Source organism: Euzebya pacifica, assembly GCF_003344865.1.
In the GTDB taxonomy this organism is placed as follows: domain Bacteria; phylum Actinomycetota; class Nitriliruptoria; order Euzebyales; family Euzebyaceae; genus Euzebya; species Euzebya pacifica.
Genome location: NZ_CP031165.1, coordinates 3723524 through 3735358, shown reverse-complemented (window position 1 = coordinate 3735358; position 11835 = coordinate 3723524). Strand labels below are relative to the sequence as shown.

Annotated in this window: 9 protein-coding genes; 7 read left to right on the top strand and 2 right to left on the bottom strand. The window is 70.1% G+C overall.

The genetic code is table 11. The features are described from left to right. Positions 1 to 36: 36 nt before the first annotated feature. The 7 genes from DVS28_RS16005 (at position 37) to DVS28_RS15975 (ending at position 9850) form a co-directional block, all read left to right on the top strand. On the top strand, positions 37 to 1263 hold the full coding sequence (locus DVS28_RS16005; RefSeq protein ID WP_114592350.1) for an ROK family transcriptional regulator: 1227 nt from the start codon (positions 37 to 39) through the stop codon (positions 1261 to 1263). Further along, positions 1263 to 2144: a carbohydrate ABC transporter permease gene (locus tag DVS28_RS16000; protein ID WP_423784691.1), complete on the top strand. Its 882-nt coding sequence runs from the start codon at positions 1263 to 1265 to the stop codon at positions 2142 to 2144. The genes DVS28_RS16005 and DVS28_RS16000 overlap by 1 nt, the downstream gene beginning before the upstream one ends. Further along, positions 2137 to 3063, top strand: a complete 927-nt coding sequence (locus DVS28_RS15995) for a carbohydrate ABC transporter permease (RefSeq protein WP_114592349.1) — start codon at positions 2137 to 2139, stop codon at positions 3061 to 3063. The genes DVS28_RS16000 and DVS28_RS15995 overlap by 8 nt, the downstream gene beginning before the upstream one ends. Before the next feature lie 59 nt (positions 3064 to 3122). Then, positions 3123 to 4499 (top strand): ABC transporter substrate-binding protein, encoded by a 1377-nt coding sequence (locus tag DVS28_RS15990; RefSeq protein WP_216826080.1) that lies wholly within the window; start codon positions 3123 to 3125, stop codon positions 4497 to 4499. After that, positions 4496 to 5644 (top strand): glycoside hydrolase family 15 protein, encoded by a 1149-nt coding sequence (locus tag DVS28_RS15985; protein ID WP_216826079.1) that lies wholly within the window; start codon positions 4496 to 4498, stop codon positions 5642 to 5644. Before DVS28_RS15990 ends, DVS28_RS15985 begins: the two co-directional genes overlap by 4 nt. After that, entirely contained in the window at positions 5641 to 7884 is a 2244-nt protein-coding gene (locus DVS28_RS15980; RefSeq protein WP_114592347.1) for a glycoside hydrolase family 31 protein, read from the top strand. Before DVS28_RS15985 ends, DVS28_RS15980 begins: the two co-directional genes overlap by 4 nt. A gap of 73 nt (positions 7885 to 7957) precedes the next feature. Beyond that, positions 7958 to 9850: a M14 family metallopeptidase gene (locus DVS28_RS15975; protein ID WP_114592346.1), complete on the top strand. Its 1893-nt coding sequence runs from the start codon at positions 7958 to 7960 to the stop codon at positions 9848 to 9850. A gap of 68 nt (positions 9851 to 9918) precedes the next feature. On the opposite strand, the gene DVS28_RS15970 is transcribed toward DVS28_RS15975, so the two are convergent. Next, positions 9919 to 11193, bottom strand: coding sequence for a LysM peptidoglycan-binding domain-containing protein (locus tag DVS28_RS15970; RefSeq protein WP_164710625.1), 1275 nt, complete (start codon positions 11191 to 11193; stop codon positions 9919 to 9921). Positions 11194 to 11242: 49 nt separating this feature from the next. Continuing rightward, positions 11243 to 11773 carry a sigma-70 family RNA polymerase sigma factor gene (locus DVS28_RS15965; protein WP_114592344.1) on the bottom strand — a complete coding sequence of 177 codons (531 nt, stop codon included), beginning with the start codon at positions 11771 to 11773 and terminating at the stop codon, positions 11243 to 11245. Positions 11774 to 11835: the final 62 nt, after the last annotated feature.

Sequence of the window (11835 nt, the reverse complement as noted above, 5' to 3'; positions counted from 1 at the left end):
GCAACTAAGTTAAGTAGCCGAAAGAAAGAGGGTCGAGTGCTGGGCAACGCTGGCCGCCGTGCCGACGTGCTGCGCGTCATCGCGCTGGACGGACCGATCCCGCGCACCCGGATCGCCGACGCCCTGGGTGTGTCGAGCGCCACCGTCACCACGATCACCCGGGAGCTGATCGAGTCCGGCCTGGTCACCATGAGCGGCAAGCGGCCCGCCAGCGGACGCCGTGGCCGCCCGCTGGAGATGCTCAGCATCGCTCCGGATGCCGCAACGGTGCTGGGTGCCAAGGTCAGCGACGACCACGTCACCGCCGTCACCACCGACCTCCGCGGGTCGATCACCGGCCGCTGGGTCCTGCCGTTCGATCCTCGCGACGACGACGCTGCGGGACGCCTGGCTCGGCTGCTCCTCGACACCGTGGGCGATGTTCCGCTGGTCGGTGTGGGCCTCGGGGTGCCCGGCACGGTCGCAAACGGCGACGCCGGCGCCGTCACCACCCCCATGTTCGGCTGGCGTGACCTGCCGCTGGGCAGCATCGCCAGTGACGTCCTCGGGGTGCCGGTCGTGGTGGACAACGACGTCAACACCCTGGCCACCTGGCAGCACCTCCACGGCGCCGCCCGCGACGTCGAGAACTTCCTGACCGTCACGATCGGTCGAGGCATCGGCCTCGGCGTCCACCTCGACGGGGCCGTCCGTCGGGGCAGGGGCGGCGCAGGCGAGCTCGGCCACACCCTGGTCATCATCGACGGGCCGCCCTGCGACTGCGGCCGACGCGGGTGCCTGGAGGCGATCGCCGCCGAGCCGGCCATGGTCGCCCAGGCCCGCGACCGGGGGATCATCGGACCAGACGACGGCATCGACGACCTGCGACTCCTCGCCAAGGACTCCGAGGAGGCCGCGGAGGTCTTCGCGACCGCTGGCGCGCATCTGGGGCGTGCGGTCGCCAACCTCGTGAACCTGCTGGCCCCCGATGCGATCGTCGTCGCCGGGGAGGGTGTGGTCGCCTGGCCCCTCCTGGCCGAGGGCTTCGTCCCGGCGTTCGAGGCCGGCATCCTCGACGTCCACACCGACACGACCGTCATCGTCGAGCCGTGGGCCGACGACGCCTGGGCGCAGGGCGCCGCGGCGCTCGTGCTCGGCTGGGTGCTCGGCGCATCGCCCGACACCGCCGGACCGTCGGCGTCCAGCCCTGCAGGGGACCTGTTCGCCACCGACAGCGACGGGCTCGGGCAGGGCGGCGCCGACCACGAGGCGGTGACGGCGTGATCGTCGGCGACCAGGGACCGAAGAAGGCGTTGATGATCGCCGGGTTCCTGCTGCCCTCGTTGCTGCCCCTCGCGCTGTTCACCCTGGGCCCGATGGCCGCCTCGCTGGGCATCAGCTTCCTCGACTGGGACCTGCTGACCTCGCCCGAGTGGCTGGGCATCGACAACTACCGCGACCTGCTCGGCGACGCGCAGTTCTGGGCCGCCGTACGACACACGTTCTGGTTCCTCGCCCTGTACCTGCCGCTCGTGGTGACGGGCGGGCTGGGCATCGCGCTGGCCCTCAATACCGGCGTCCGGGCGATCGGGCTGCTGCGGTCGATGTACTTCCTCCCGGTCGTCACCTCGTGGGTGGTCGTCGCGCTGATGTGGAAGTGGCTGCTGAACCCCTCCACCGGGCTGGTCAACACCGTCCTCGGGTTCGTGGGGATCCAGGGGCCCGGCTGGTGGACCGACCCCTCGTGGGCGATGCCCGCCGTCGTCATCGCCACGGCGTGGAAGGACCTCGGCTTCGTGATGGTCATCTTCCTCGCCGGCCTCCAGGCGATCCCGGGCGACTACTACGAGGCGGCCCTGGTCGACGGTGCCGGCTGGTGGGCCCGCTTCCGTTACATCACCCTCCCGCTGCTGTCGCCCTCGACGTTCTTCGTCCTGACCATCAGCCTCATCAACGGCTTCCAGGTCTTCGACCAGGTGTTCGTCATGACCGGCGGTGGACCTGCCGGATCGACCACGGTGCTGGTCGAGCGCGTCTACACCCACGCCTTCCGCTACAGCCAGATGGGCTACGCGGCGGCGATGAGCTGGGTGCTGTTCGCCATCATCATCGGCGTCACCGCGCTGCAGTTCCGCGCCCAGGACAGGTGGGTCCACTATGGCTGAGCCCTCCCTCGTGGTCGACCGGACCGACGTCGACACGGCGGTCGCCGACCGGCCGACAACAACGCCGGTGCGTCGCGACAGCCGGCACGATCGGGTTCGTCGACGTCGGCAGCTGTCATCGATCCTGCGCACCGCGCTGATCCTGGCCGGGGCGCTGATCATGTTGTTCCCCTTCGCCTGGATGGTCGCGACCTCGCTGACCAACGAGTCCCAGCTGTTCGGGACGCCTCGGCTGATTCCCGACCCGATCGACACGACCGCCTACCGGCGGGTCGCCGACACCTTCCCGCTGTGGCGCTGGATGGCCAACTCGATCGGCGTCGCGGTGGTGTCCACGACGCTGCAGGTGATCACCAGCGCCATGGCCGCCTACGCGTTCGCCCGCTTCGAGTTCCGCGGCAAGCACCTGCTGTTCGGCGTCTACCTGGCCACCCTGATGATTCCGCTGCAGGTGCTGATCGTGCCGCTGTTCATCGAGGTCTCGCGGCTCGGCCTGCAGGACACCTACGTCGCGCTGCTGCTGCCCCTGATCGCGTCACCGTTCGGCGTCTTCCTCCTCCGGCAGTTCTTCCTCGGGCTGCCCCCCGAGATCGAGGAGGCCGCGCGCATCGACGGGGCGGGGCACTGGCAGGTCTTCACGCGCATCGTGCTGCCGATGTCCAAGCCGGCCATCGCCACCCTCGTGGTCTTCGCGTTCATGGCTGCGTGGAACAGCTTCCTGTGGCCGCTGGTGGTCATCAACTCCGAGCAGCTGATGACCCTGCCGCTCGGCTTGTCGCAGCTGCACGGCCGCTTCGCCACCGAGTGGAACCTCGTGATGGCCGGTTCGACGATCTCGGTCCTCCCGATCGTCGCGCTCTACCTGTTCACCCAGCGATACGTCATCCAGGGCGTCGCGTTGTCCGGCCTCAAGGGCTGACGCGCGTGACCCCGCAGGCCAGGCCATCCGCAACCCCCCAACAACGACAAGGAGCCGACATGGTCACCTCGACCACCCACCGACTCGGGCAGCGCCTGCTGACCCTCTTCCTCCTGCTGGCCATGGTGGCCCTCGCCGCCTGCAGCAGCAGCGACAGCGACGCCACCGATTCTGCTGATACCGACTCGGCGGACACCGACTCGGCGGACACCGACTCGGCGGCTGACGGCGAGGCTGTAGACGAGGAGGCCGACTCCGACGGGGAGGCGTCCGGTGACGCCGTCGAGCTGACCTACTTCACCTTCTCCGCTGCGCCGGACCACCTGGAGGACCTCGACCGGATCATCGCGGGTTTCGAGGAGGAGAACCCGGGCGTCACCATCGAGGTGCAGACGGCCGCCTTCGACGACTACTTCACCCAGCTGCAGACGCGTGTCGCCGGTGGCAGTGCTCCCGACACCTTCGAGCTGAACTACGAGAACTTCGTCACCTACGCCGAGGCCGGCACGTTGTTGGACCTCGACGCCACCGTCGGTGACGCCGTCGACCCGTCGGTGTTCTATCCCCGTGCCTACGAGGTGTTCGCCCACGACGGCACCCAGTACGGGCTGCCCGCGACCTTCTCCAACGTCGTGCTCTTCTACAACGCCGACCTGTTCGACGCGGCCGGCATGGACTACCCGACCGCGGACTGGACCTGGGAGGACGAGCGTGCCGCTGCCGAGCAGCTGACCGACGCCGACGCCGGCGTCTGGGGCACCTTCCAGCCCGTCTCGTTCTTCGAGTACTTCAAGGTCCTCGCCCAGAACGGTGGGGAGTTCTTCACCGCCGACGGCAGCGACGTGGCCTTCGACAGCCCCGAGGGCGTCGAGGCCGCGGAGTGGCTGCTGTCCAAGGTCGGCACGATCATGCCGACCGAGGCCGACATGGGCGGCCAGGACGACGCCGCGATGTTCAAGTCCGGGCAGCTGGCCATGTGGCACAACGGCATCTGGCAGTTCGCCGCGATGGCCGACGCCGACTTCACCTGGGACGTCGTCGTCGAGCCGGGCAACACCACCGACGCCTCGCACTTCTTCGCCAACGCCGTCGTGGCCTCCACCGCCACCGAACACCCCGATGAGGCGGCCGCGTGGCTGCAGTACATCGCGTCGTCGGAGACGGCCGTGCAGACGCGCCTCGACGCCGACTGGGAGCTGCCCGCGGTGTCGGACGAGTCGCTGTTCGAGCCGTGGCTGGAGATCGCCCCACCGGCCAACCGTGCCGCGGTCTTCGAGTCCCTCGACGCCGTCGTCGTGCCGCCCGTGATCGCCCAGCAGGCGCAGCTGCAGGACGCCGTCGACGGTGCGCTGGAGCAGGCACGCCTGGGACAGATCGACGCGCAGGCCGCCGTCGACCAGGCCGCCGCCGACATCCGAGGGCTGCTGGGATCGTGACGAGGACGGTGCGGACCACGACGCCTGCGCTGCGACATCTGGTCGAGACGGGCCTTATCGACAAGGGCCTGATCGAGACGAGCCTCCGGGTCATCGCCGACGGGCAGGCGCCGAGCGGGGCGTTCGTGGCCTCGCCGACCTTCGCGACCTACGACTACTCGTGGTTCCGTGACGGCGCCTTCATCGCGGATGCGATGAGCCGTCACGGTCGCCACCTCGAGGCCGAGGCGTTCCACCGCTGGTGCGCCGGGATCGTCACCGACCGTCGTGACCGGATCGCCGACCTGGTGGCCCGGGCGCGACGCGGGGACCTACCGGCCCCGGAGGACCACCTCCGGACCAGGTACACCGTGGAGGGCCGGGAAGCCGACGGGTTCTGGGAGAACTTCCAGCTCGACGGCTACGGCACGTGGCTGTGGGCGCTGCGCGAGCACCACCGGCGGACCGGCCGTCCGCTGGAGGTGCCCGTCTCCGTGATCGACAGCCTGGTCGAGTACCTCGCGACGTTCGCCGACGAGCCCTCCTACGACTGGTGGGAGGAGCACCTCGAGCACCGCCATGTCTCGACGATGGTCTGCATCTGGGCCGGTCTGGACGCGATGGCCTCGTGGGAGGACGTCCCACCCGACGTTCGCGAGCGGGCGGCTGCAGCCGCGGCGGACATCCGTGAACGTGTCGAAGCCGACGGGGTCGTCGACGGGTTGCTGGTCAAGTGGCTCGGCAGCACCGCGGTGGACGCCAGCCTCGTCGCCTGCATCGTGCCGCTCGGGTTCCTCGACGTGGACCATCCGATCGCCCTCCGGACGATCGAGCGGATCGAGGAGGAGCTGGCCCCCGCCGGGGTCCATCGGTACCTCGACGACGTCTACTACGGCGGCGGCCAGTGGATCCTGCTCGCTGCGTTCCTGGCCTGGTACCACGTCCGGGCCGGCAACGACGAGCGGGTCGAGGAGCTGCTGACGTGGATCGCCGGTACCGCCGACGCCGACGGCAACCTGCCCGAGCAGGTGGCCGACGGGATGCTGCACCCCGACCACCTTGCGCGCTGGGAAGCCAATTGGGGACCCAGCGCCAGCCCGCTGCTGTGGTCCCATGCGATGCTGCTCAGCGTCGTGGCCGACCTGATGGAGACCCCCTCCCGATGACCGCTTCACCCCCTGACCGGTCCATCCGGCACACGCCGGGCGGCCGCGGGCACGCCTACCGGCCGTCGCTGGACCAGCGCGTGCCCGTCGTCCCGATCGCCGGAGACGTCATCGAGGTCCGTGCGCTCGTCGCCGACGGGCTGGGCGACGTCACCCTCGAGGTCGACCTCGACGACCACGTCGAGTCGTTCCCTGCGCCGCCGCTCGTGGTGGCCGGTGACGGCGAGGAGGACGACGACAGCCACCTCGCCGCGGCTGCGGCAGCGGGGGAGCAGGTCGAGGGCATGCACCCGGTCGCGGTCGAGCTCGGGCCGTACGGCCCCGGCCAGCCGGTGTCCTACCGGTGGGTCGCCGGTGACCTGGCGACCGAGTGGTTCACCCTCGAGGTGGGCGTCTGGTTGCCGACCGACGACGTGATGCGCATCCAGGGTCCCGACGGTGCCGAACACCTCGTCGACGACTTCGCCACCGAGGTCCTCGTGGCCGAGGGGCGGGCGGTCAGGGCCAGGTTCGCGCTGCAGCTGGGCGAGGACGAACACGTCATGGGCCTCGGGGAGCGGTTCCACGCGCTCGACCACCGCGGCCGCAGCATCGACACCGTCGTCTTCGAGCAGTACAAGGACCAGGGGGAACGGACCTACCTGCCGGTGCCCTTCGGACTGGTCGTCGGCGGGGCGGTCAGCTGGGGGTTCCACGTCGACACGACTCGACGGTGCTGGTTCGACGTCGGCGCCGGCCAGGCCGACCTGCTGGTCATCGAGGTCGAGCTGGACCCCGAGGACCCCGCGGTCGACCTGTCGTTGTACCTCGGCGACCCCGGCGAGGTGATCAGTGCCTTCCTCGACGACACCGCCCGGCCGGCCGCCGTGCCCAGCTGGGTGTTCCGGCCGTGGGCGTCGGGCAACGAGTGGAACACCCAGGCGCGGGTCGAGGCGGAGGTGCAGCGCAGCCACGACGAGGGCGTCTCGATGGGCGTCATCGTCATCGAGGCGTGGGCCGACGAGGCGACCTTCACCGCGTTCCGGGACGCGCGCTACACCCCCCGTGCCGACGGCAAGGCGTTCGGGCTGGACGACTTCGAGTTCCCCGCCGACGGCGCCTGGCCTGACCCGGTCGGGATGGTCCGGCGCCTGCACGAGCAGGGCACGAAGGTGCTGCTGTGGCAGATCCCCGTCCTGCCGGTCGACGTTCCAGCCGACCGCCTCGGCGCCGAGCAGCTGGCCCACGACCGGGACGTGCTGGTCGACAACGGCTGGGCCGTGCAGGAGGCCGACGGCTCGCCGTACCACAACCGCGGCTGGTGGTTCCCCGGCGCGTTGCTGCCCGACTTCACTTCTCCCGAGGCCACCGACTGGTGGCTGTCGCGACGGCGCTACCTGCTGGAGGAGGTCGGCATCGACGGCTTCAAGACCGACGGTGGCGAGCACGCCTGGGGCGACGAGCTGCGCTACGCCGACGGCACCCGCGGGGCCGAGACCAACAACCGCTTCGCCAACCTGTACGCGGAGGCCTACCACCGGCTGCTGGCCGAGACGGGCACCGAGGGGGTGACGTTCTCGCGAGCCGGGTTCACCGGCGCCGGGGCGTTCCCCTGCCACTGGGCGGGCGACGAGGACTCCACCTGGCAGGCCTACCGCGCCTCGATCACCGCCGGGTTGTCCGCCGGAGTGTCGGGCGTGTTCGCCTGGGGCTTCGACCACGGTGGCTTCTCCGGCGAGATCCCCGACCCGGAGCTGTACCTGCGCTCAGCGGCCATGGCAATGCTGTGCCCGATCATGCAGTACCACTCGGAGTACAACCACCACCGCTCGCCCTCACGCGACCGCACACCGTGGAACATCGCCGAACGGCACGACGATCCGACGGTGCTGACCGCGTACCGGCGGTTCACCGAGATCCGTGAACGGCTGGTCGACTACCTCGACGAGCAGTACCACGCCGGGATACAGCGGGGACTGCCGTTGATGCGCCCCCTCGCGCTGATGTGGCCCACGGACCAAGAGGTCTGGGCCCATCCGTACCAGTACATGCTGGGCGACCACCTCCTCGTGGCACCGGTCACCGAGGCCGGGGTGGAGGAGTGGTCGGTCCACCTGCCGGAGGGGGAGTGGCTGGACGCCTGGGACGGCACGTCGTTCGTCGGTGGTCGCGTCGTGACCGTGGCCGCGCCGCTGGACCGCATCCCCGCCTTCGTGCCCGACACCGACGCCGGCCGACGGGTGGCTGCGCTGCTGCGCTGAGCGCGGGGTTGCTCCACGAGATCCGAGCGATCCCGGGGCAGGAAACGGGCGCCGTGTCGTCGAACCCTGTCGCATGACCTTCCTGTCCCGTCGTGACCTGCTTCGTTACTCCGGCGCCGGTGCCGCCGCGCTGACCGCCGGCCGCTCCCTGCTCGTGGCCGCCCCTGCGGCCGCGTCGACTTCCTCCGGCGCCGGTGTCGTTGGTTCCGCCGGCCCCGTCGTTGCGCACGTGCGGCCCACCACCGCAGCCCAGCGGCTGCTGATGGCGCAGCTGGACGACACCCACACGACGTTCGACGACGGCACCGTCGAGGTGCTGCTGTGGGACGGCGACGCCGCTCGGCTCGACGCGGTCGGCATGGACTACGAGCTGGTCCCGACTGCTGCTGACGCCGGTGTCGCCAGGCCTGCCGGGCTGGGGCCGCAGCCGGGCGAGACCAACGGTGAGTACCGCCTGGGCTCGGCGGTCTACGAGGCCGACCTCAAGGCGCTCGTCGCCGCCCACGAGGGCACCGGACGCGTGCGGCTGCTGGAGATGCCCACGACGTCGCTGCTGGGGAAGACCGTGTACGGCGTGGAGATCGCGACCGACGTCGCCAACGACGACGGCCGACCCGTCGTCATGCACGACGGCATGCACCACTGCCGTGAGTGGCCGGCCGGCGAGATGCCGATGATGTGGGCACACGAGCTGCTGGAGAACTACGACAGCGACCCGGTCATCGCCTCGATCGTCGACAACGCCCGCACGATCATCCTTCCGCTGGTCAACCCCGACGGGTTCGACCGCACCGTCGAAGCTGCGGCGATCACCGGACAGACCAGCGACAACGACATCTTCCTCGGCTTCCCCCTCGCCGTGACCGGCAAGGGGGACATGTGGCGCAAGAACGTCCGTGCGCTCAGCAACGAGGGACCGCTGGAGGTCACCGGTCCGATCGTCGGTGGCTCACCCGTGGGGGCGTCGCAGCCCGACGCCTACGGCATCGACCTCAACCGCAACTACCCCTTCCACTGGGGCGACGAGTCCGGGTCGTCATCGATCCCGGAGAGCCAGACCTACCGCGGCACCCAGCCCTTCAGCGAGCCCGAGACCCACAACGTCCGGGACCTCGTCCGCAGCAACCTGCCGATCACCCACATCACCCACCACACCTCGGGCCAGCAGATGTTGATCCCGTGGGGTCGCGAGCCGCGGGAGATCCGCAGCCCCGACTGGCCGGTCATGTCGCGGATCGCGCGGGAGATGCGCGACGGCTTCGACCACGAGGGCACACGGTTCGAGGGCAACGGGTACGACCCGATCCAGGCGTTCAACCTGTACCCGACGTCGGGCACGAGCCGCGACTGGGGCCACGCCGCGACCCGGACGATCATCTACACCTTCGAGCACGGCACCGAGTTCCACGGGACCTACTCGGGCACGATCCCGGCGATGTACGAGCAGAACCGTGGGGCGTTCGTCCGCCACTCGTTGGCGGCGATCGACGAGACGGTGCATGCCCGCATCAGCGGCGAGGGCCCGGCAGGTGGGACCGTCGAGGTGTACAAGGCGTTCCAGACGCCGACGAACCTGCAGCTGTCGGGGACGCCGGTCATCTCCGTCGGTGGACTGCCGGAGGTGGAGGACCCGACCGGCGACCTGCTGCGGCCGACCCTGGTCGACGAGGAGCTGCGCCGCACGGTTCGCATCGGCCAGGACGGCGCGTTCGACCTGCGGGTGCCGCCCTCGAGCCGTCCGTTCCTGCTGAACGAGAAGCAGCTCGACGACTTCGAGGTGGGTGACACCGAGCCGTACACCGTGACCGTGCGGGATGCGGCCGGTGACGTCGTGTACGTGTCCAGCGTGACCATCGAGCGTGGGTTCCATGCGGAGATCGGGGAGGACATGCCGTCCGTCGTGGCGACCGGTGTGATCGACACGAACCCCACGCCGGGCGAGTGGCCGGTGCCCGCTCCGGACTAGGCGTCCTGTGCCATTCGGCAGACCGGGGTCCTTGGGGTTGCCGCACCCACGGGCCGAAGTGCTCGCGTTCAACCCAGCTGAAGGCGTACCACCACCATCCACTGCTGCAGCACGTTGATCTCGTAGTCGATGGCCCGGCTTTCCTCGGGGCTGAGCACAATGACCCGGTTTCCTGGCAGCGGCACCAGCAGCTGACCGGTCGCGGCTGGGTTGGTGAAGGCTGCGGGGACCCCATCGAGATCGACCGTGCCTGACCCTGCGGCGAGCGCGTCGGCGATGACCTGTTCGGCCGTCATGCCCGGCAGGAGGTCGAGCTGGTGGACCAGGAGGGTCAGGTCGGCGGTCCCGAAGGCCACCGCGGACGGGTCAGCCGTCGGCAGCTCCGAGTAGGTGTCGGGGAGGCCCGCCACGAGCGCCTGCGCGACCTCGGGGTCGAGCGTTGCACGAAGCCTGGCGAGCATTGCATCCAGCGCAGCTCCGGTGGCAACTCCCGGGTCCTGGGATGCCTCGCATGGGGGAATGACCAGTGTCTGCCCCACCTGCAGCGGACTCGTGTCGGTGATGCCGTTGGCGTCCGCGATGATGCCGAACAGTAGCGGGTCCCCGTAGACCGTCCGGGCGATGCCGGAGAGGGAGTCCCCGGGCTGGACGACGTAGGTGCGTTCCTCGACAGGGCCCACCGGGCAGCCGACCGGGCTCGAGGTTGCGGGCGGCGCCTCGGGAGCCATTGTCACCACGTTGCTGGGCTCGGTCCGGGTGAGGGCCGTCTCAGCGAGGGTGCGCAGCCGCAGCTCGCCGCCGATGGCCCCCGCGATGGTGTCGACCACCTCGTGGTCGGCGTTGAGGGCGAACCAGACTGGCAACGCCTCGACGGGCGTCACCGACATCGCCAGCTGGTCCCAGTCGAGCAACATGGTCGGCAGGGCCAGCCCGGCATCGGCCAGGGCGATCCGGGATCCATCCTCGTCGGCGTCGACGGCCAGCCCGATGGTCCGCACCTCGAGGTCGGTGGCCGCCAGGAGCGCAAGGTCGTCCTGGCAGGGTCCGCACCAGTCAGCGAACGCATAGAGGATCAGCGGCTCACCCGGAAAGTCGGCGATCGCGAGTTCGCCGCCGTCCAGTGTCGTCCCTCGCAGGCTGTCGGCCGGCGGGGCGATCGCCACCGGACCGGCGGTCGGGGTCGCGCCGACTGATACGTCGGGCGAAGGTGGACTGACGACGCTGCCGATCGACAGCCCCAGGACGACGACGCACATGCTGGCGGCGACACCCACGACGACCCGCCGGGCACGCTGTTGTTGCGCCACACGCATTCGGGCGGCGCGCCGTCGGACCTCGTCCATGTCCAACTCGTCAACCCCGGGCGCTGATTCACGGATCGCTGTACGGACATCATTCATCGATGGGCACCTCGTGTGTGTCGCGGGGGCGGACGGGGCTTGCGGGGTGCCAGTCCAGCTGTGGGCTGGTGCGAAGGTTCGCGGCAGCCTGATGGCACAGCGCCTTGACCGTCCCAGGTCTGCAACCCATGGCGTGGGCGGTCTGGGCGACGCTCAGGTCGGCCAGATGGCGCAGCGACATCGCCAACCGCTGACGGGGCGGCAGCGCCGCAAGGGCCCGGTCGATGGACATGCGGGTGGTGGGGTCCTGGGCCTCTGCATGTCCGGTCGCCCCGCCGCCAGGTCGCGTTCGCTGCCGCTCGCGCAGGACGTCACGGGCCAGGTTGACCCCGATCCGGTAGGCGTACCCACCCGGCGAGCGCATGGTCCGAACGCGAGACCAGCGCACCAGCACCCTGGCGAGCGCCTCCTGCGCCAGGTCCTGACCGAGCGCCACGTCATCGGTGTAGACGGCGAGGGACTGCGCCAGGGGCCGCCAGTGCTGGCGGCAGAATGCCTCGGGGTCGTCGGGGATGTGCTGCATCACCCTCCCAACCCATCGAGTCCCTGTGACGGTTTAGCCCAACCTGACAGGTTTCCCGGCAC